The following is an 18,828-nucleotide window of genomic DNA, read 5'->3' on the forward strand; positions in this document are numbered from 1 at the left end:
GTCCCTGGCAGGTGGCGGTGCAGGTGCGCCGTGGCTCCGCACGATGCGCGGCTATCTCGTGTGGCTCGTGCCTCTCATGCTGGCCTGGGAGACGGTGCAGCTGCCCCTCTACACGCTCTGGCGGGAGGGCACGCCGGCGGCGATCGCGTTCGCGGTCATCCACTGCACCGGCGGCGACGCCCTGATCGGGATGGGTGCGCTCGGGACGGCGCTCCTGCTCGTGGGACATGGGAACTGGCCGCACATCGGCTTCGCCCGTGTGCTGGCGGTCGCCACCGTGATCGGGGTCGCGGTCACGGTCTACCTCGAGTGGCTGAATGTCGAGGTGAAGGGAGCCTGGGCCTATGCAGCGGCCATGCCTCGCCTGCCTCCGCTCGGCACCGGCCTGTCGCCAGTGATGCAATGGGTCGTCATCCCGCCCCTCGCGCTGCTGGCCGCGCGACGTTGGGCCAGGGCGACCGAAACCGGATCTCCATCGGGAAGGATCGCACCCGGATGACCGACAAGACCCCGCGCCTCACCTTCCTGGGCGGCGCCGGCACGGTGACGGGCTCGAAGTACCTCGTCGAGTTCCCGCGTGCGCGCCTCCTGGTCGACTGCGGGCTGTTCCAGGGCTTCAAGCAGCTTCGCCTCCGCAACTGGGAGCCCTTTCCGGTCGAGCCGCGCACGATCGACGCCGTGGTGCTCACGCATGCCCACCTGGACCACACCGGCTACCTGCCGCTGCTGGCACGGAACGGGTTCCGCGGGCCGGTCTACTGCACCCCGCCGACGGAGGATCTCTCGGGACTGATCCTGCCGGACAGCGGACACATCCAGGAGAAGGATGCCGACTACGCCAACCGGCGCGGCTTCTCCAAGCACAAGCCGGCGCTGCCGCTCTACACCCAGGAGGATGCGGAGCGGTCCCTGCGGCAGTTCCGGCCGCTCGATTTCGGGCGCGAGCACGAGATCCTGCCGGGCGTCGCGGTGCGCTTCCGCGTCGCCGGGCACATCCTCGGCGCGGCGAGCATCGAGCTGGTCCATGATGGCGTGCGCACCGTCTTCTCCGGCGACATCGGTCGGTTCAACAGCCCGACGATGCCCGATCCCGAGACCGTGCCTGCCGCCGATCACCTGCTGGTGGAATCCACCTACGGGAACCGCCGTCACGAGGATCGCTCGCCGGAGGACGCGATCGCCGAGGTCGTCAGCCGCACCTCCGCGCGCGGCGGCACCGTGCTCGTGCCCGCTTTCGCTGTGGGCCGCGCCCAGGCGCTGCTCTGGCACCTGCATCGGCTGAAGCAGTCCGGGCGCATCCCCGACATCCCGGTCTTCGTCGACAGCCCGATGGCGCGCGATGCCACCGAGATCTTCTGCGCATACCCTGCCCTCACCCGCCTCCCCGCGGGCGAGTTCCACGCCGCCTGCAAGGCCACGCGCTACGTCCGCGACGTCGAGGAGTCCAAGTCCCTCGACGCCATGCCGATGCCGAAGGTCATCATCTCGGCCAGCGGCATGGCGACGGGCGGGCGGGTGCTGCACCACCTGAAGGTCTTCGCGCCGGACCGGCGCAACACGATCCTCTTCAGCGGCTTCCAGGCCGGCGGCACACGCGGTGCGACGATGGTCGCGGGGGCGGATAGCGTGAAGATCCACGGTGGTCAGGTGCCCATCCGTGCCGAGGTCGCCAACCTGCCCATGCTCTCGGCGCATGCGGATGTCGACGAACTGCTGCGGTGGCTGCGCGGCTTCGAGCGTCCGCCAAAGGCCACCTGGATCGTCCATGGCGAGCCGGAGGCGTCCGACGCGCTGCGCCTGCGGATCCAGGAGGAGCTGGGCTGGGCCTGCGGGGTGGCCGAGCACGGCGCGCGGGTGGCGCTCGGATGACCGCGGCCAGCACCCTGAAGGTCAGGCGCACCGGCATCGACACGCGCCATGAGACGATCGCCTACATGAGCGCCGACTGCCCGCTCTGCCGGTCGGAGGGGTTCGCCGGCCATTCGCGGATCGCGCTGCGGAACGCCCGTGGCGAGGTGATCCTCGCCACCCTGCACCATGTGACGAACGGCCTGGTCGCGCCGGACGAGATCGGCCTGTCGGAATCTGCCTGGGGCCGCCTGGCCGTCTCGCCGGGGGAAGCCGTGGAGGTCAGCCATCCGCCGCCGCTCCGCTCGCTTGGTCTCGTCCGAGGCAAGATGTTCGGCCAACGCCTCGGCGTGGAAGCGATGGCCGCGATCATCGGCGACGTCGTCGCAGGACACTACGACGACATCGCCCTCTCGGCCTTCCTCACGGCCTGCGCCGCGCGTCCGCTCGACGGCGACGAGGTGGTCGGCCTCACCCGAGCGATGGTGGAGGCCGGCGACCGCCTGCGCTGGCCGGGCGGGGTGGTGGCGGACAAGCACAGCGTCGGCGGCCTTCCGGGCAACCGCACCACGCCGATCGTCGTGGCCATCGCGGCGGCCTCCGGCCTGGTCATGCCGAAGACCTCCTCGCGCGCCATCACCTCGCCGGCCGGCACCGCCGACACGATGGAGACGCTGGCCCCGGTGGACCTCGACCTCGCCGCCATGCGCCGGGTGGTCGAGCGCGAGGGCGGCTGCGTGGTCTGGGGCGGCGCCGTCAGCCTCAGCCCGGCGGACGACGCGCTCATCCGCGTCGAGCGCGCCCTGGACCTCGACAGCGAGGGGCAGCTCGTCGCCTCGGTCCTCTCGAAGAAGATCGCCGCCGGCTCGACCCATGTCGTGCTGGACCTGCCGGTCGGCCCCACGGCGAAGGTGCGGAGCCACGCCGCGGCGGCAGCCCTGTCCGTCAGCCTGAGGGACGCGGCCGCCGCCTTCGGCCTCGTCACCCGCGTGCTGATGACGGACGGGACCCAGCCGGTTGGCCGCGGCATCGGTCCGGCGCTGGAGGCGCACGACGTGCTGGCGGTGCTGCAGGGGCGTGAGGACGCGCCGGCCGATCTCCGCCGGCGCGCCGTGGCGCTGGCCGGGGCACTGCTGGAGCTGGCCGGCGCAGCCAAGGACGGCGACGGGGAGGCGCTGGCCGCTCGGGTGCTGGCCGACGGCTCCGCCTGGGCCAAGTTCCAGCGCATCTGCGAGGCGCAGGGCGGCATGCGCGAACCGCCGCGGGCCTCCTTCATCCGCCCGGTCCTGGCGCCCGCCGGTGGGCGCGTGCGGCTGATCGACAATCGCCGCCTTGCCCGCGTGGCGAAGCTCGCCGGCGCGCCGGCGGACAAGGCCGCAGGGGTCGAGCTGCATGCCCGACCCGGCGAGTTGGTCGCCCGTGGCGCGCCGCTCTTCACCGTCCATGCCGAGAACGCGGGAGAGCTCGATTACGCCCTCGCCTATGTCGGGGCGAACCCGGACATCATCGGCCTGGAGACCTCGCCATGACGCGGCCGGTCGTCATCCCGCTCGACGCCGGCGACGCGCTGGCCCGGCCGCTCGCGGAAGGCATCGGCGCCGAACTCGGCGGCATCGAGACGCGCCGCTTCCCCGATGGCGAGACCTACCTGCGGCATGTGACGGCCCTGACCGGCCGTCGCGTGGTCCTGCTCGCCACGCTCGACCGGCCCGACCCGAAGGCCCTGCCGCTCCTCTTCGCCGCGCAGTCGGCGCGCGAACTCGGCGCCCGCGAGGTCGGCTTGGTGGCGCCCTATCTCGCCTACATGCGCCAGGATCGCCGCTTCCGGGAGGGTGAGGCGGTCACCTCCGTTCACTTCGCAACCTTCCTGTCCCGCTGCGTCGACTGGCTCGTCACGGTGGACCCCCATCTTCACCGGCACGCTGCCCTCTCCGAGATCTACTCGATCCCCGCCGTGGCAGTCCGCGCCGCCCCGGTTCTCGCGGATTGGATCGCCCGCGAGGTCGCCTCCCCCATCCTGCTCGGCCCCGACGAGGAGAGCGAGCAGTGGGTCTCGGAGGTGGCGCGCCGGGCGGGGGCGCCGCATCTCGTGCTGCGGAAGGTACGGCGCGGCGACCGCGACGTCACGGTCACGCCGCCCGACCCGGCGGCACTGGGTGGCCGCACCCCGGTGCTCGTCGACGACATCGTCTCCACTGCCCGCACGATGATCGAGACGGTCGGGCATCTGCGCGGGAGCGGCACGGCCGCACCGGTCTGCGTGGCCGTGCATGGTGTCTTCGCTCCTGGAGCGCGGGACGCTCTGCTGGCCGCGGGCGCCGCGCGCGTCGTGACCACCAACACCATCCCGGACCAGACCAACGCGATCGACGTCGCGGGCCCGCTGGGGGAGGCGGTCCGGTCGCTGATGGCCGAGGGTGGGCCTGCGTGACCGCCTCACGCTCCGGTCGCCTGTAAATGGAGGTAAGTATGCCCAACGGGTCGAGGATACGGGTCGGGATCGTCGGCTACGGCGTGATCGGCAAGCGGGTGGCCGGCGCGGTGGCGCGCCAGGCGGATATGGTGGTCGCCGGCGTCGCCGACGTGCTGACGGACTGGCGCATGCGGGCCGCCGCGCGGGCGGGCCATACCCTGTTCGGCGCGGCGCAGGAGCATGCGGTCGCGATGCGGGAGGCCGGCCTTCCGGTGGCGGGTGACCTCGAGGCGCTGCTCGGCGAGACCGACGTCGTCGTCGATTGCACCCCGAAGCGCGTCGCGGCGCGCAATGTCGAGATCTACCGCCGCCGGGGCACCAGGTTCATCCTCCAAGGCGGGGAGAAGCATGCCGCCACGGGCCACTCCTTCGTCGCCGAGGCGAATTACGCCAGCGCGGTCGGCCGCGAGGCGACGCGCGTCGTCTCGTGCAACACCACCTCCGTGGTGCGGACGCTCGGCGCCCTGAAGCGCGTAGGGCTGCTGCGCAGCGCGCGCGGCACGCTGCTGCGCCGAGCCACGGACCCCTGGGAGAGCCACCTCGGCGGCATCATGAATACCCTCGTGCCCGAGGAGGACATCCCGAGCCACCAGGGCCCGGATGCGCAGACGGTGGATCCTGACCTCGACGTGGTCACGGTCGCGATCAAGGTCCCCGAGACGATCGGCCATCTGCACAGCTGGGTCGTGCGTCTGGCGCGCCCCGCCTCGCGCGAGGAGGTGCTCGCCGCCTTCCGGACCTCGTCGCGGATCGCCTTCGTCGAGGCCCGCGACGGCCTGCCGGCGCCGAACGCCATCAAGGAGATGACCGGCGACTTGGGCCGCCCGCACGGCGACCTCTACGAGGTGGCGCTCTGGTCCGACACGCTGAAGGTCGAGGGGGAGGAACTCTTCTACAACTACATGGTGGACAACCAGGCGATCGTGATCCCCGAGACGGTGGACGCGATCCGCGCCCTCTCGGGCCGCGAGCGCGACGCGGCCGCCTCCATCGCGCGCACCGACGCCGCCCTCGGCATCACCGGCGATCTGGTCTGAGGTGCGAGGCGTGGCCGAGGTCGCGACCCTGACGATGAATCCGGCGCTCGACGTGGCGACCTCCACCGCCACCGTCTTGCCGACGGACAAGCTGCGCTGTGCAGCACCCCGCTTCGATCCGGGTGGGGGCGGCGTGAACGCGGCGCGCGTGGTGCGCCTCCTCGGCGGAGAGGCGGTCGCGGTCTTCCCGGCCGGCGGCCCGGCGGGGGAGATGCTGGTGCGCCTCCTCGGCGGCCTCGGCCTCGGCTGCCACGCCGTTCCGGTCGCGGGCGCCACGCGCGAGAGCTTCACGGTGGACGAGGCGTCCTCGGGGCGGCAGTTCCGCTTCGTCCTGCCGGGGCCCGAGCTCTCCACGGCCGAGCAGGAGGCGTGCCTCGCCTCCCTCGCTGTCCTGTCCCCCGCGCCCGGCGTGCTGGTCGTCAGCGGCAGCCTGCCGCCCGGGGTCGAGCCGGGCTTCGTCGGGCAAGTCGCGAAGGTCGCCCGCCGCCTCGGGGCGCGGCTCGTCCTCGACACCTCGGGCGCCGCGCTGCGCGTCGCGCAGGGCGCATTCCTGGTGACGCCGAACCTCCGTGAACTCGCCGAGGCACTCGGGCGGGAGATCCGCGACGAGGCGGAGGAACTCGCCGGCGCGCGCGAGCTGGTCGCGCGGGGAACGGCCGAGGTGGTGCTGCTGTCCCTCGGCGCCCGCGGCGCGCTGCTGGTCGCGTCCGATGTCGAGCAGCGCTTCGCCCCCATCCCGGTGACGCCACGCAGCGCGGTCGGCGCCGGCGACAGCATGGTCGGCGCCGCTGCCCTTGCGCTTGCCCGTGGTTGGCCGCTGCGCGAGGCAGCCCGCTACGGCATGGCCGCGGGCGCCGCGACCTTGATGACGCCGGGTACGGAGCTGTGCCGCCGCGAGGACGTCGAGCGCCTCTTCGCCGAGACCGGAGGAACCCAGCCATGAGGGTCGCCGTCTTTGAGACCGAGCAGTGGGAACACGCGGCCTGCATGCGCCTCGCCCCTGCCCATGAGGTGGTCTGCCGGCGCGACCGCCTCGCCAGCGACACCGCGGGTCTGGCGGAGGATGCGGAGGCGGTGAGCGTCTTTGTCCATTCGGACCTCTCCGCGGCGGTGCTGGACCGCTTGCCGCGGCTGCGCCTCATCGCCACCCGGTCCACGGGCTACGACCACATCGACCTCTATCGCTGCGCGCAGCGCGGCATCGCCGTCGCGAACGTGCCGGACTACGGCGACCGGGCGGTCGCGGAACATGCCTTCGCGCTGCTGCTAGCCGTCGGACGGCAGGTCGTGGCGGCGGCGGAGCGCACGCGCCGTGGCGACTTCTCCCAGGACGGCCTGCGCGGCTTCGAGCTGGCCGGCCGCACCCTCGGCGTGATCGGCACCGGCCGGATCGGGCAGCGCGCCATCTCCATCGGGCGCGGCTTCGGCATGCGCGTGCTCGCCCACGATGCCCGGCCCGACCAGGCTGCGGCCATCGAGCACGGCTTCCGCTACGTCGCGTTGGACGAGCTTCTCGCGGAGGCGGACGTGATCACCCTGCATGTCCCGGGCGGGCCCGGCACGCGCCACCTGATCTCGGATGCCGAGATCGCACGCATGAAGCCCGGCGCGGTCCTGGTGAACACGGCTCGCGGCAGCGTCGTGGATGTCGCCGCGCTGCTGCGGGCGGTGCAGTCGGGCCGGCTCGGGGGAGCTGGCCTCGACGTGCTGCCGGAGGAGCCGCTGCTACGGGACGAGGCGCAGGTCTTCCGGATGGAGCCGGCCTTGGATGCGACGCGCCTGCAGGCGCTGCTGGCGGGGCACTCCCTGCTGCGCCACCCCAACGTGGTCGTGACCCCGCACATCGCCTACGCAACCGGCGAGGCACTCGGCCGGATCCTCGACACGACCCTCGCGAACATCGAGGCCTTCGCGCGCGGGGAGCCCCGGAATCTCGTCGCCCTGCCGTCGCGGTGAGCGGAGCCGCCACGACCCCGGGCGTTCCCACCGACGCGGGAGCCATGCCGCAGGTCGGCAGCCTTAACTCGCCTCATCCCTGCCCCGCGCTAAGGAGCCGCCATGGCACCGTCTCTCGATCCCTTCCTCGCACGGACGCGGATCGCCTACCTCACCATGGAAATCGCCCTCCGGCCCGAGATGCACACCTATGCCGGGGGCCTCGGCGTTCTGGCCGGCGACACCGCGCGCTCGGCCGCCGACCTCGCGCTGCCGATGGTGTTCGTGAGCCTGGCCAGCCGCGAGGGATACCTGCGCCAGGAGATCGGGCCCGCCGGCGAACAGATTGAGCACCCGGACCCCTGGGATCCGGCGGCGCACGCCACGCTGCTGGATGCGGCGGTGGCGCTGCCGATCGAGGGGCGACGGGTCTGGGTGGCGGCATGGCTTCATCTGCTCACCTGTCCGCTCGGGCACCACGTGCCGGTGCTGCTGCTCGACACGCAGCTTGATGCGAACGCCCCCGAGGACCGCGGCATCACCGACCGGCTCTATGGCGGCGACCAGGCCACCCGCCTGAAGCAGGAGGCTGTGCTCGGGATCGGCGGCGAGAGGATGCTGCGCGCCCTCGGCTTCGAGGTTGACACCTACCACCTGAACGAGGGCCACGCCGCGCTCCTGCCCCTGGCGCTGCTGCGGCGGCACCGCCTGGGCTCTGACCATCCGCCCGGCGGGCCGCTGCTCTACGACCCCGACCCGGTCCGGGAGCGCTGCGTGTTCACCACGCACACGCCCGTCGAGGCCGGGCACGACCGCTTCCCCTACGACCTCGTCGAGGGCGTGCTCGGCAACTTCTTCGAGCTCGACCAGCTTCGCCTCCTGGCCGGCGATGAGGCACTGAACATGACGCGCCTCGCGCTGTCCCTCAGCGGATGGGTGAACGGGGTCGCCGCCCGGCACGCCGAGACGGCGCGGCGGATGTTCCCCGGCTACCGGATCAACGCGATCACCAACGGCGTGCACGTCGCGACCTGGGCGCATCCCGCCTTCGCCCGCCTGTTCGAGGACATTGCCCCCGGCTGGGCGCACGAGGCGGAGCTGCTGGCCCGCGCCGACCGGCTCCCCGACGAAGCCGTGCTCGCGGCGAAGGCGGAAGCGAAGGCCGATCTCCTGGACGTGGCGCGCCAGGTCGCCCCCGAGGCGGCAGGCGCGCTGCGGCCGGACCTGCCCCTGCTCGTCTTCGCCCGGCGACCGGCTACAAGCGGCCGGACCTGCTGTTCTCCGACCCCGGGCGCTTGCAGGACATCGCGGCGCGCCTGCCGTTCCAGGTTGTGCTCGCGGGCAAGGCGCACCCACGGGATGAGGAAGGCAAGGCCCTGATCCGAGCGGTCCATGTCCAGGCGGAGGCGCTGCGCGGCGCGGTCCCGCTGGTCTTTCTTCCCGGTTACGACATGGGCCTCGCCAAGCATCTCGTGGCGGGTGCCGATGTGTGGCTGAACACGCCGCTCCCGCCGCTCGAGGCGTCTGGCACGAGCGGCATGAAGGCGGCGCTGAATGGCGCGCTGAACCTGAGCGTGCTCGACGGCTGGTGGGTCGAAGCCTGGGAGGAGGGGGTCACCGGCTGGGCCATCGGCACCAGCAGTACCCGCTCTCCGGAAGAGCATGCCAGGGACCTGTACGACACACTTGAGCGCCTGGTCCTCCCGCTGCTTCACGGGGACCCGTCCCGGCGCGCCTGGATGATGCGCGAGGCCATCGGCCGCATCGGCGCCCGCTTCAGCAGCCAGCGCATGATGCGCCGCTACGCCGCCGAGGCCTATCTGCGCTGAGGATCTGTGGCGCGGGGCTGGCCTCAGCGCGTTGAGGGATGCCCTGCATCTATCCGGTTCTGCCTGCGTCGCCGCACATCGCCGGAGGTGTTGACCCGGCATACATGTAGCCGCGCGACAGCGGCACCGCGTCGCGCGCTCGGGCGAGCTGGATCTGGAACACTATCATCCGTCCCTCGCGGAACGCAGCTTCGCAGGCGGCCAGGTAGAATTCCCACATGCGGCAGAAGCGCTCGCCGTAGAGCGCCCGTGCCGTCTCGCGGTTCGCCTCGAAGCGGTCGAACCAGTGCCGCAGCGTCTCGGCGTAATGCAGCCGGAGGATTTCGACATCGGTCACCCAGAGGTCGGTTCTCTCCACCCCCGCGAGCACCTCGGACAGCGCCGGGCAATAGCCGCCGGGGAAGATGTGCTTCCGGAGCCAGGGGTTAGGGCCGCCAGGCGGCTCCATGCGGCCGATCGCGTGGATCAGCGCGACGCCGTCCGGCCGCAGCAGCCGCCGCACGGCACCGAAGAAGGCGTCGTAATGGGCAGCCCCGACATGCTCCAGCATGCCGACCGACACCACGCGGTCATAGGTGCCACGCTCCTCGCGATAGTCCCGCAGGTGGAAGGCGACGCGGTCCGCCAGCCCTGCGTCCGCCGCTCGTGCCCGCGAGGCGCTGAGTTGCTCCTGCGACAGCGTGAGACCGGTGACCGTGCCGGCGCCTTGCCGGGCCAGATCAAGAGCGAGGCCGCCCCATCCCGAGCCGATGTCGAGAACGCGCATGCCCGGCTTGATGAGCAGCTTCGTCGCGAGATGAAGCTTTTTCTTCGCCTGCGCCTCCTCGAGTGTCTCCCCGCCGGTTGGGAAGTAGGCACAGGAGTACTGGCGATCGGTGTCCAGGAAGAGGTCGTAAAGCGCGCCGGGCAGATCGTAGTGGTGCGCCGCGTTCGCGCGCGCCTTCTCTAGGGGGTTGCGGTTGCGGAGGCGCCGTGCCGAGCCCACAAGCCGCCGCAAGACCGACTGCTCACCGTATCCGTCCAGGGCTTGGTAGACCTGGACGCAAACGTTGAGGAAGTCGCGGAGTGTTCCGTCCTCAATGATGAGGCGCCCGTCGGTGTAGGCTTCGCCGACAGAGAGGCCCGGGCTGAGCCACAACCGCGCGACCGTTCCCCAGTCCGCTATGCGGATGCGCACGCTCGGCCTCGGTGCGTGGCCGAAGAGGTGGGCGCGCCCAGCAGGGTCTACCAGCGTGAGCGAGCCGTGAACGGTACCGCGTCTCAGCAGCCGCGCGAGTGGAGCGAGCACGAAGGATAAGCCGCAGCCCTCCGCGCCGCGCGCGGGGCATCTGGCGCCCTGGTCCACACGAGCACCGATCGGCCGCCTGTCCGCCGGTTCGGTGATAGCAGAGCGAGTGCCGTGCATCACGCCTGTCATGTTGGCGGGTATTCCATGGACGTCCACGTCGGGCTGCATGTCACAATGGGACGCGGTTGCCCCTGAGGCATTACGCGCAGCCTCAAGGAAGTGCGTCGGCCCGAGACCCGCTCCCGCCATCCATGCGCAGCGGATCAGCAATGATTCGTCATGGGCAGGACACCACCGGTTCGCAAAGCGCGCGCAGCATGGCGCCAGCTGCAGGAGCCGAGACCGATGATCCGCATCGCGCGCCGACCGTTTCTCATGATGGGGGCCGCCCTCGCGACCGGAGCCCTTCCCCGATCGGAGGTGGCCGCCGAGGCGATCCCCGCCTTGCGGGCAACCACTCGGACGCTCGATATCCACGGGCGCCCTGCGCGCGTGCTCGGGCTGCTGCGCGAGGACGGGGGACAGGGTTTGGTCATCCAACCTGGCGCTCGCTTCCGCGCGCGTCTCCACAACCAGCTGGGAGAGCCGACGATCATCCATTGGCACGGCCAGATCCCCCCGGTCGCCCAGGATGGCGTGCCGGATGCGCCGCTGCCGATGTTGCAGCCTGGCGACAGCCGCGGCTTCGACTTCGCCGCAACTCCGGGCACCCATTGGATGCACGCCCACGTCCCGGATCAGGAAATGCGCCTCCTCGCGGCCCCGCTGATCGTCCGTACGGCCGAGGATGCTCGCGCCGACCGGCAGGAATTCGTGATGATGCTGCACGATTACAGCTTCACACCCCTTCCCGAGATCCTTGCCCGACTGCACACCGCCCCGGGCCACGCCCCGGGAGCGATGCCGCCGCCGAACCCGCACGCTGGCGGTGGGCCCCATGGGGGTGCGGCCGCGATGGACCTGAACGATATCGACTTCGATGCCTATCTGGCGAATGACCGCACGCTCGACGATCCGCAGCTGGTACGCATCGAGCGGGGCGGCCGTGTGCTGCTCCGGATCATCAACGGCGCAGGCGCAACCGTGTTCCGTATCGACACCGGCGCTCTGGAGGCGAGCCTCGTCGCGGTGGACGGACAACCGGTCACGCCTGTCGTCGTGCGCAACTTCGCACTCGCAATGGGGCAGCGCGCGGACCTGCTCGTTCAGGTGCCGGCTGAGGGCGGAGCTTTTCCGGTGCTGGCGCTGCGGGAAGGCGCGCGCGAGCGGACCGGGATCGTCCTGGCGACTGCGAGGGCTCCTGTCCGCCGCCTGGAAGTCCTCGGTGACCGCGCAGCGGCGGCCTGGGACCCGGCGCAGGAAGGACGGCTTCGGGCGGCGACGCCGTTGCCTGCGCGCCGCGTGAACCGGCGCATTGAGGTGGCCCTCACCGGCTCGATGCAGCCGTATCTCTGGTCGCTGGATGATCGGCCGTGGGGGCGGCACCGGGTCCTGGCCGCCCGGCCTGGCGAGCGCGTGGAGTTCGCCATGACGAACCGGACGATGATGGGGCATCCGATGCATCTGCATGGCCACCATTTCCAGGTCGTCGAAGCGGACGGACGTCGCTTCTCGGGACCGGTTCGCGACACGGTGCAGGTGCCGCCCATGGCGCGTGTGGCAGTGGCGTTCGACGCCGGGGAGGCGGCACGCTGGATGTTCCACTGCCATCACATGCCCCACCTTGCGACAGGGATGATGACGGAGCTTGTCGTCAGCAGCTGAAGTCGATCATTTGCGGTAGCAGATTGAGCAGAGAGTGGAGCGCAGCTGTAGATGCTTCGACCGCATTGGTGCGCTTCGCAGCACGCAAGCGTCCCATCACCGTTGGAAGCTGAACCTTGCGAAAGACGCTCGCCATAGCTTTAACGCCGCTGCCGCCGAAACCTGCAGACTTCATCTCAACGTTCTGCGCCGGGAGATCCGTGCGTGGGATCGACGCAGTGCCCGTGCGTCGCGTCGGCCAGCACCTCGATCACGCGGCACTCGGCGACGCGACCGTTGTGGCAGTCGGTCATCCGCTCCAGCTCCGCCTCTAGCGACCGGAGCCGGGCGAGGCGGTCCCGGACGGCGGCGAGGTGCCGCCGCGCGATCACGTCCGCCCCCTCGCACGGGGCGTCGGGCGCGGCGTCGGCCAGGCGCAGCAGCTCGCGGATGTCCTCCATCGCGAAGCCGAGCTCCCGGGCGTGGCGGATGAAGCCCAGCCGGTCGAGGTGGGAGCGGCCGTAGACGCGGTGGCCGCCCTCGGTGCGGCCGGGGGGCGGCAGCAGCCCCTCCGCCTCGTAGAAGCGGATCGTAGTGGCCTTCACCCCGGTCGCCCGGGACAGGTCGCCGATCGAGAGGGTCTCCACGGCCGCGTGCCGCCGCTCAGGCCGGCCGGTCGCCGCGGGCCCGCACGAAGGGCTCCCGCCGCCCGTCCGCCGCGAAGGCGAACACGGTGTAGGGCCTGGGCGCAACGCCCGGCATCTCCATGCCCGGCGAGCCGACGGGCATCTCCGGAACCGCGATGCCGCGCCAAGCGCCCGGCGCATCGAGGAAGCGCCGCAGCGCGAAGGCCGGCACGTGCCCCTCCACGACGAAGCGGCCGTCCGCTGTCAGGCCGGTGTGGCAGCCCGCCAAGTCCTCGGGGACGCCGGCGGCGCGCCGGGCCGCGTCGAGGTCCGGCGTGTCCGACATCTCGACTGCAAAGCCGGCCGCCCGCACGTGGTTCGCCCAGCCCTCGCAGCAGCCGCAGCCGGGGCTGCGCATCACGCGGAGCGGGGAGGCCGCCGGCGCGGCCTGGGCTCGCCCCCGGCCAGGCGAGGCGGCAAGCGCCAGGGCGGCGGGCAGAAGAAGGGTGGCGCGGCGTCGGAGCAACTCGGACATCTTGAGCCTTCTTCCCCTGGGCAGGACGACGGAGCCCAGGCGTTGAACAGGGTGGGCAGACGCGGGGTCTCTGCCAAGTCCGGCAGGATGGGTCCCGCGCCGATCCCGTCGAATGGCGCGTGCCCCCTCACGACGGCGGCACCGCCGGAAACCTTCAGCCGCTGGAAGATCGCTTCCTCGCAGGGGCGCCGGCCCTCGTGCCGGGGTGGTGGAGGCCATGCATGGCCGACGACGATGACGACGTGGACTTCCAGGGGGCGAGCCCGGCCTATCGGCGCGCCCTTGGCTGGGTGGTGGCGCTCAATCTCGGCTACGGGGCCGCGGAGGCGATCGGCGGCCTGCTCGCCGGTTCCCAGGCGCTGAAGGCCGACGCGCTCGACTTCCTCGGCGACGGCGCGATCACCCTGCTCGGCCTGCTCGCCATCGGCTGGCCGCTGGCGCGGAGGGCGCGCGTGGCCATGCTCCAGGGGCTCTTCCTCGGCGCGCTCGGGCTCGGCGTCCTCGGGACCACGGCCTACCGCGTGCTGGTCCAGCGGGTGCCCGAGGCGGAGATGATGGGCCTGTTCGGGGCCGCGGCGCTGGCCGTGAACGTGGCGGCCGCCCTCATCCTCGCCCCACACCGGAGGGGGGCGGGCGACGCCAACGCGCGCGCCGTCTGGCTGTTCAGCCGCAACGACGCGCTCGGCAACCTCGCGGTGTTGGCCGCTGCCGGCCTGGTCGCCTGGACCGGGACGGCTTGGCCCGACCTCGCCGTGGCCGCCGTGGTCGCGGGCCTCTTCCTGCACTCGGCCTGGGAGATCCTGCGCGACGCCCGCCGCGACCTGCGGCGGGCCGGCGCGGGCAACGGACGCACGCAAGGGACTTGAACCTCTAGTCACTGGAGGTCCCATATCCGGCCGAACGGACGAGGAGCAGGGCAGTGGACGGCGGAAGCGGGGCGGGAGCCAAGCTGGAATGGCGGGTGGAGGGCATGGACTGCCCGACCTGCGTCGGAAAGATCGAGCGCGCCGTAGGCCGGCTCCCCGGCGTCTCCGAACTGTCCGTGAGCATAGCCAGCGAGCGGCTCAGCCTCCGGCTCGACCCTGGAAGCACCACGCCGGAGGAGGTCGAGCGGGCCGCAGCCGCGGTGGGCCACCCCGCGCGCCGCCTGGCTCCGCCACCGCCATCAGCGGAGCTCCTGGAGTGGCGCGTGGAGGGCATGGATTGCCCGACCTGCGTTGCCAAGATCGAGACCGCAGTGGCCCGCCTACCCGGCGTGTCGGACGTCTCCGTGAACATGGCCGCCGAGCGCCTGCGGCTGCGCCTTGCGCCTGATGGCGCCACGCCCGAGGAGGTCGAGCGCGCAGCCGCCGCCGTCGGTCATGCAGCACGCAGGATCGAGCCGGCTGCCCATGCGGCTTCCGGAGGGCAGGAGCACGGGCACGACGGCGACGACCCTTCCGACGCCGGCCGGTCCTGGTGGGCGACAGGCAAGGCGCGTCTTGTCTGGCTCCTCAGCGGGCTTGTCGGCGGGGCTTGGGCGGCGGCGCATCTGGTCCCGGCTGCCTCATACTGGCTCTATCTGGCGGCAACGCTCGCCGCGCTGGTGCCCTTCGGCCGGCGTGCCCTCGCCCTGGCCCGGGCGGGCAGCCCCTTCTCGATCGAGACGCTGATGGTTACTGCCGCGCTCGGCGCCGCCGTCATCGGCGCGGCGGAGGAGGCGGCGCTCGTCGTGCTGCTTTTCGCGGTCGGCGAGCTGCTGGAAGGCATCGCCGCGGGGCGGGCTCGCGCCGGCATCCGGGCGCTCGTCGCGCTGATGCCGCGCACGGCGCTGCGCCGCCACGTCGACGGCACGACGGAGGAGGTGCCGGCGGAGCGGCTGGCGGTGGGCGACCTCGTCCTGGTCCGCCCCGGCGACCGCGTGCCGGCCGATGGCGTGGTGATGGAGGGACAATCCGCCCTCGACGAGAGTCCGGTGACCGGCGAGAGCGTGCCCGTCACCCGCGGCCCCGGCGACCCGGTCGTGGCGGGCAGCGTGAACGCCGAGGGCGCGCTGGTGCTGCGCGTCACCGCCGCCGGCGAGGGCAGCACGCTCGCCCGCATCGCCCGCCTGGTGGAGGAGGCGACGGCGACCCGCGGGCGCACCCAGCGCTTCATCGAGCGCTTCTCCGCCTGGTGGACGCCGGGCGCGATGGCCGTCTCGGCGCTTGTCGTCCTCGTGCCGCCCCTGCTGTTCGGCGGCGACTGGTGGACCTGGATCTACCGCGGCCTCGCGCTGCTGCTGGTGGCCTGCCCCTGCGCGCTGGTGATTTCGGTGCCCGCCGCGATGGCGTCCGGCCTCTCGGCCGGCGCCCGGCGCGGGCTGCTGGTGAAGGGCGGCGCGGCGCTGGAGGCGATCGGGCACGCGCGCACGGTCGCCTTCGACAAGACCGGCACGCTCACGGCGGGCAGGCCGCGCGTCACGGATGTGCTGACCGCCGAGGGCGTGGCGGAGGCGGAGCTGCTGCGTCTCGCGGCGGCGGTGGAGGCGGGATCCTCGCATCCCCTCGCGCGCGCGGTCCTCGCCGAAGCCGCGGCCCGCGGCATCGCGCTGCCGCCCGCCCGCGCGGCCGCCGCGATCCCCGGCAAGGCGGTGGCGGCGAGCGTCAAGGGGCGTCGGATCGGCGTCGGCAGCCCCGCCTGGGCGGCGGAGGGCGGCGCGGCCCTGCCGCCGGCGCTGGATGCCGCGCGGGCCCGGCTCGAGGCGGAGGGCAAGACGGTCGCCGTCGTCACCGCCGACCGCGCTGCGCTCGGCCTGCTCGCCCTGCGCGACGAGCCCCGGACGGACGCGGCGGAGGCCGTGGCCGCGCTGCAGCGCCTTGGCGTCGGCGCGGTGATGCTGACGGGCGACAACCCGCGCACCGGCGCCGCCATCGGCGGGGCGCTCGGCCTGGAGGTGAAGGCGGGCCTGCTGCCCGCCGACAAGCTGCGCGAGATCGCTGCCCTCAAGGAGCGCGGCCCGGTGGTGATGGTGGGCGACGGAATCAACGACGCGCCGGCGCTGGCCGCCGCGACCGCAGGCGTGGCTATGGGCGGCGGTACCGAGGTGGCGTTAGAGGCGGCAGACGCCGCGCTGCTGCGCGAGCGCGTCTCGGGCGTGGCCGAGCTCGTGCAGCTCTCCCGCGCCACGCTGACGAACGTGAAGCAGAACGTGGCCGTTGCGGTCGGACTGAAGCTGGTGTTCCTCGTCACCACCGTCACCGGCGTGACGGGGCTCTGGCCCGCGATCCTCGCCGACACGGGCGCCACGGTGCTCGTCACGCTGAACGCGCTGCGGCTGCTCGCCTGGAGGCCCGGACGATGACGCCGAGGACCACCGCCCTTGCCGCGCCCCTGTTCGCCCTCGCCCCCGCCATGGCGTTGGCGCAGCCGATGGGACCCGGCGGCTGGGGCGACCGCCCCTGGATGATGATGCATGGCGGCTGGGGGTGGGGCTGCGGCCTCGCCTGGCTGGTCGCGCTGGGCGCGCTGGCCGCGCTCGCGGTGGTGCTGCTGCGCCGCGGTGTGGCCGGCGGCGTCGCCGAGGCGCTCGACCTGCGCTACGCGCGCGGCGAGATCGAGCGCGACGAGTACCTCCGCCGCAGGGCCGACATCCTCGGCCGCGGCTGAGGCACGCCGCCGGTTGCCTCGCGGCCGGCCAACCCCGGAGAAGAGGACAGCACAATGGGCTTGAGGAACGCATCTCTCGCCGCCCTCGCGGCGGCCGCCATCGGCATCGGCGCCGCATGGGCGCAGACCGGCCAGCCCGGCGGTCAGGGTGGCCAGATGGGCGCTGGCATGATGGGGCAGGGAATGGGACCCGGCATGATGGGCGGGGACCGCATGATGCCGATGATGCGCGGCGGCATGATGGGGCCCGGGATGATGATGGGCCAGCACGTCGAGGGCCGCGTCGCCTTCCTCCGCGCCGAGCTCGGCATCACCCCGGCGCAGGAGACCCTCTGGAACGCCTTCGCCGAGGCGATGCGGGCGAGCGCGCAGGCGATGGCCGACATGCACGGGCAGATGATGCCGATGATGCAGGGGGGACCGCAGGCGGTGCCGCTGCCCCAGCGCCTCGAGCTGCACGAGCGGATGATGGCCTCGCACCTCGAGGCGCTGCGCCGCGTCAGGGCCGCCGCCGGGCCGCTCTACGCGGCGCTCGACGACCGGCAGAAGCGGACCGCCGACACCCTGATGCTGGGGATGATGTAGCGGCCATGGACGACCGCGGCGGCGCGTGGCGGGGGCGCGGGTGACCCTCGAGCTCTCCTTCCTCGGCCTGTTCCTCGCCTTCGGCGGGGGCATGGTTTCCTTCCTCTCGCCCTGCGTGCTGCCGCTGGTGCCGGGCTACGTCGCCTGGGTGGCGGGGACGGACCTCGCCACCGCGCGGGCGGAGCGCTGGCGGGCGCTCCGGCTCTCGCTCTTCTTCGTGCTCGGCTTCGGCCTCGTCTTCGTGGGCCTCGGGCTCGGCGCGACCGCCGTCGGCGGGCTGCTGCGGCGGTGGTCCTACGAGCTGACGATCGCGGCCGGGCTGCTGATCGCGGCGATGGGCCTCGTGCAGGTGGGGCTGCTGCGGCTCGCGCCCCTGATGCGCGACCTGCGTTTCCGCCCGCCGGCGGAGGGCGGCGGCCCCGCCTCGGCGGCGCTGATCGGGGTCGCTTTCGGCTTCGGCTGGACGCCCTGCATCGGGCCGGTGCTCGCCGGCGTGCTCGCCGCCGCGGCGCTCACCCCCGGCGCCGGGGCCGGGCTGCTCGCGGCCTACGCGCTCGGCCTCGGCGTGCCCTTCCTGCTCGCCGCCTTCTACCTGCCGGCGGCGATGGCGCGGGCGCGCCGCCTCGGGCGGCTCGGCCGGGCGCTCCAGCTCGGCAGCGGGGCCGTGATGGTGGCCTTCGGCCTCGCGATCGCCACCGGGGAGCTGGGCCGCCTCGCGGTCTGGTTCCTGGAGACCTTCCCGTGGCTGGCGCGGCTCGGATGACCGCGCCCCGCCCCCGCGGCCTCCGGCGCCTCGGCCTCCTCGCGGCGCTGGCCGCCGCCGTCACGGACCAGGCGACGAAGGCCTGGGCGCTCGCGGCGCTGTGGCCGCCCTACAGCGACGGCATCGCCCTCCTGCCGGTGCTGAACCTCCGCCTCGGCTTCAACACCGGCGTGACCTTCGGGATGTTCCGCGAGAGCGCCGCCGACGCGGTCTGGGTGCTCGTCGCGGTCAAGCTGGCGATCGTGGCGTTCCTCGCCCGCTGGCTCTGGCGGACCGCCTCGCGCACCGAGGCGCTGGGGCTCGGCCTCGTCATCGGCGGCGCGGCCGGCAACATCCTCGACCGCCTGGCGCGGGGGGCGGTGACGGACTTCATCGACGCGCACTACGGCGGCTGGCACTGGCCGACCTTCAACATGGCGGACGTGGCGATCGTCTGCGGCGTCGCGGCCCTCGTGCTCGGCGGCCTGCGCCGGACCGAGGGGGGCGCCAGCCCGCCCGCCCGCCGGGACGCGGACAAGCCCGCCGCGGGACCGCCCTGA

Annotated in this window: 20 protein-coding genes; 16 read left to right on the forward strand and 4 right to left on the reverse strand. The window is 72.9% G+C overall.

From position 1 onward, the window contains the following. The first annotated feature begins 43 nt into the window (after positions 1-43). The 9 genes from ACK8OX_RS14660 to ACK8OX_RS14700 all read left to right on the forward strand — a co-directional run bounded on the left by ACK8OX_RS14660 (position 44) and on the right by ACK8OX_RS14700 (position 9,122). Positions 44-499 (forward strand): hypothetical protein, encoded by a 456-nt coding sequence (locus tag ACK8OX_RS14660; RefSeq protein WP_430664905.1) that lies wholly within the window; start codon positions 44-46, stop codon positions 497-499. After that, a complete protein-coding gene (locus ACK8OX_RS14665) occupies positions 496-1,869 on the forward strand; it encodes an MBL fold metallo-hydrolase RNA specificity domain-containing protein (RefSeq protein ID WP_430664906.1) in 1,374 nt (457 codons plus the stop codon). The genes ACK8OX_RS14660 and ACK8OX_RS14665 overlap by 4 nt, the downstream gene beginning before the upstream one ends. Next, positions 1,866-3,377 carry a thymidine phosphorylase family protein gene (locus ACK8OX_RS14670; protein WP_430664907.1) on the forward strand — a complete coding sequence of 504 codons (1,512 nt, stop codon included), beginning with the start codon at positions 1,866-1,868 and terminating at the stop codon, positions 3,375-3,377. The genes ACK8OX_RS14665 and ACK8OX_RS14670 overlap by 4 nt, the downstream gene beginning before the upstream one ends. Further along, the gene (locus tag ACK8OX_RS14675; protein WP_430664908.1) at positions 3,374-4,279 is read left to right on the forward strand and encodes a ribose-phosphate pyrophosphokinase; all 906 of its coding nucleotides are present in this window, start codon (positions 3,374-3,376) and stop codon (positions 4,277-4,279) included. Before ACK8OX_RS14670 ends, ACK8OX_RS14675 begins: the two co-directional genes overlap by 4 nt. A gap of 38 nt (positions 4,280-4,317) precedes the next feature. Further along, entirely contained in the window at positions 4,318-5,358 is a 1,041-nt protein-coding gene (locus tag ACK8OX_RS14680; protein ID WP_430664909.1) for a type II glyceraldehyde-3-phosphate dehydrogenase, read from the forward strand. 10 nt (positions 5,359-5,368) lie between these two features. Further along, on the forward strand, positions 5,369-6,301 hold the full coding sequence (locus ACK8OX_RS14685) for a 1-phosphofructokinase family hexose kinase (RefSeq protein WP_430664910.1): 933 nt from the start codon (positions 5,369-5,371) through the stop codon (positions 6,299-6,301). Next, entirely contained in the window at positions 6,298-7,314 is a 1,017-nt protein-coding gene (locus ACK8OX_RS14690; protein WP_430664911.1) for a hydroxyacid dehydrogenase, read from the forward strand. Before ACK8OX_RS14685 ends, ACK8OX_RS14690 begins: the two co-directional genes overlap by 4 nt. A gap of 102 nt (positions 7,315-7,416) precedes the next feature. Continuing rightward, entirely contained in the window at positions 7,417-8,673 is a 1,257-nt protein-coding gene (gene glgP, locus ACK8OX_RS14695) for an alpha-glucan family phosphorylase (protein ID WP_430664912.1), read from the forward strand. Continuing rightward, the gene (locus ACK8OX_RS14700; RefSeq protein WP_430664913.1) at positions 8,589-9,122 is read left to right on the forward strand and encodes a glycogen/starch/alpha-glucan phosphorylase; all 534 of its coding nucleotides are present in this window, start codon (positions 8,589-8,591) and stop codon (positions 9,120-9,122) included. The genes glgP and ACK8OX_RS14700 overlap by 85 nt, the downstream gene beginning before the upstream one ends. A gap of 49 nt (positions 9,123-9,171) precedes the next feature. On the opposite strand, the gene ACK8OX_RS14705 is transcribed toward ACK8OX_RS14700, so the two are convergent. After that, positions 9,172-10,578: a class I SAM-dependent methyltransferase gene (locus tag ACK8OX_RS14705; RefSeq protein WP_430664914.1), complete on the reverse strand. Its 1,407-nt coding sequence runs from the start codon at positions 10,576-10,578 to the stop codon at positions 9,172-9,174. A gap of 177 nt (positions 10,579-10,755) precedes the next feature. Here ACK8OX_RS14705 and ACK8OX_RS14710 point away from each other — a divergent pair, with 177 nt between their 5' ends. Further along, the gene (locus tag ACK8OX_RS14710; protein ID WP_430664915.1) at positions 10,756-12,174 is read left to right on the forward strand and encodes a multicopper oxidase family protein; all 1,419 of its coding nucleotides are present in this window, start codon (positions 10,756-10,758) and stop codon (positions 12,172-12,174) included. Here the strand turns inward: ACK8OX_RS14710 and ACK8OX_RS14715 are convergent. The 3 genes from ACK8OX_RS14715 to ACK8OX_RS14725 are packed head-to-tail and all read right to left on the reverse strand — an operon-like array spanning position 12,164 to position 13,314. Continuing rightward, the gene (locus ACK8OX_RS14715; RefSeq protein WP_430664916.1) at positions 12,164-12,349 is read right to left on the reverse strand and encodes a hypothetical protein; all 186 of its coding nucleotides are present in this window, start codon (positions 12,347-12,349) and stop codon (positions 12,164-12,166) included. The two genes, ACK8OX_RS14710 and ACK8OX_RS14715, sit on opposite strands and share 11 nt — an antisense overlap. 1 nt (position 12,350) lies before the next feature. Then, entirely contained in the window at positions 12,351-12,800 is a 450-nt protein-coding gene (locus ACK8OX_RS14720; RefSeq protein WP_430664917.1) for a MerR family transcriptional regulator, read from the reverse strand. Between the two features lie 16 nt (positions 12,801-12,816). Further along, entirely contained in the window at positions 12,817-13,314 is a 498-nt protein-coding gene (locus tag ACK8OX_RS14725; RefSeq protein ID WP_430664918.1) for a DUF411 domain-containing protein, read from the reverse strand. 221 nt (positions 13,315-13,535) lie between these two features. Between ACK8OX_RS14725 and ACK8OX_RS14730 the strand changes: the two genes are divergently transcribed. From ACK8OX_RS14730 to lspA, 6 genes are read left to right on the forward strand one after another with little or no spacing between them, the layout of a single operon-like run. Continuing rightward, positions 13,536-14,180, forward strand: a complete 645-nt coding sequence (locus ACK8OX_RS14730) for a cation transporter (protein WP_430664919.1) — start codon at positions 13,536-13,538, stop codon at positions 14,178-14,180. Between the two features lie 53 nt (positions 14,181-14,233). After that, positions 14,234-16,636, forward strand: a complete 2,403-nt coding sequence (locus ACK8OX_RS14735; RefSeq protein WP_430664920.1) for a heavy metal translocating P-type ATPase — start codon at positions 14,234-14,236, stop codon at positions 16,634-16,636. Further along, entirely contained in the window at positions 16,633-16,941 is a 309-nt protein-coding gene (locus tag ACK8OX_RS14740) for a hypothetical protein (RefSeq protein WP_430664921.1), read from the forward strand. Before ACK8OX_RS14735 ends, ACK8OX_RS14740 begins: the two co-directional genes overlap by 4 nt. Before the next feature lie 60 nt (positions 16,942-17,001). Continuing rightward, positions 17,002-17,526, forward strand: a complete 525-nt coding sequence (locus ACK8OX_RS14745) for a Spy/CpxP family protein refolding chaperone (RefSeq protein ID WP_430664922.1) — start codon at positions 17,002-17,004, stop codon at positions 17,524-17,526. Positions 17,527-17,566: 40 nt separating this feature from the next. Continuing rightward, positions 17,567-18,289 carry a cytochrome c biogenesis CcdA family protein gene (locus ACK8OX_RS14750; protein ID WP_430664923.1) on the forward strand — a complete coding sequence of 241 codons (723 nt, stop codon included), beginning with the start codon at positions 17,567-17,569 and terminating at the stop codon, positions 18,287-18,289. After that, a complete protein-coding gene (gene lspA / locus ACK8OX_RS14755; protein WP_430664924.1) occupies positions 18,286-18,828 on the forward strand; it encodes a signal peptidase II in 543 nt (180 codons plus the stop codon). Before ACK8OX_RS14750 ends, lspA begins: the two co-directional genes overlap by 4 nt.

The sequence above is a fragment of the Falsiroseomonas sp. CW058 genome, assembly GCF_050563535.1.
Taxonomy (GTDB): Bacteria; Pseudomonadota; Alphaproteobacteria; order Acetobacterales; family Acetobacteraceae; genus Falsiroseomonas.

Excerpts from the sequence above, each read along its gene's own strand:
- ACK8OX_RS14660 (WP_430664905.1), top strand. The coding sequence starts at position 44 with ATGCGCGGCTATCTCGTGTGGCTCGTGCCTCTCATGCTGGCCTGGGAG.
- ACK8OX_RS14665 (WP_430664906.1), top strand. The coding sequence starts at position 496 with ATGACCGACAAGACCCCGCGCCTCACCTTCCTGGGCGGCGCCGGCACG.
- ACK8OX_RS14670 (WP_430664907.1), top strand. The coding sequence starts at position 1,866 with ATGACCGCGGCCAGCACCCTGAAGGTCAGGCGCACCGGCATCGACACG.
- ACK8OX_RS14675 (WP_430664908.1), top strand. The coding sequence starts at position 3,374 with ATGACGCGGCCGGTCGTCATCCCGCTCGACGCCGGCGACGCGCTGGCC.
- ACK8OX_RS14680 (WP_430664909.1), top strand. The coding sequence starts at position 4,318 with ATGCCCAACGGGTCGAGGATACGGGTCGGGATCGTCGGCTACGGCGTG.
- ACK8OX_RS14690 (WP_430664911.1), top strand. The coding sequence starts at position 6,298 with ATGAGGGTCGCCGTCTTTGAGACCGAGCAGTGGGAACACGCGGCCTGC.
- glgP (WP_430664912.1), top strand. The coding sequence starts at position 7,417 with ATGGCACCGTCTCTCGATCCCTTCCTCGCACGGACGCGGATCGCCTAC.
- ACK8OX_RS14705 (WP_430664914.1), bottom strand. The coding sequence starts at position 10,578 with ATGCAGCCCGACGTGGACGTCCATGGAATACCCGCCAACATGACAGGC.
- ACK8OX_RS14710 (WP_430664915.1), top strand. The coding sequence starts at position 10,756 with ATGATCCGCATCGCGCGCCGACCGTTTCTCATGATGGGGGCCGCCCTC.
- ACK8OX_RS14715 (WP_430664916.1), bottom strand. The coding sequence starts at position 12,349 with ATGAAGTCTGCAGGTTTCGGCGGCAGCGGCGTTAAAGCTATGGCGAGC.
- ACK8OX_RS14725 (WP_430664918.1), bottom strand. The coding sequence starts at position 13,314 with ATGTCCGAGTTGCTCCGACGCCGCGCCACCCTTCTTCTGCCCGCCGCC.
- ACK8OX_RS14730 (WP_430664919.1), top strand. The coding sequence starts at position 13,536 with ATGGCCGACGACGATGACGACGTGGACTTCCAGGGGGCGAGCCCGGCC.
- ACK8OX_RS14740 (WP_430664921.1), top strand. The coding sequence starts at position 16,633 with ATGACGCCGAGGACCACCGCCCTTGCCGCGCCCCTGTTCGCCCTCGCC.
- lspA (WP_430664924.1), top strand. The coding sequence starts at position 18,286 with ATGACCGCGCCCCGCCCCCGCGGCCTCCGGCGCCTCGGCCTCCTCGCG.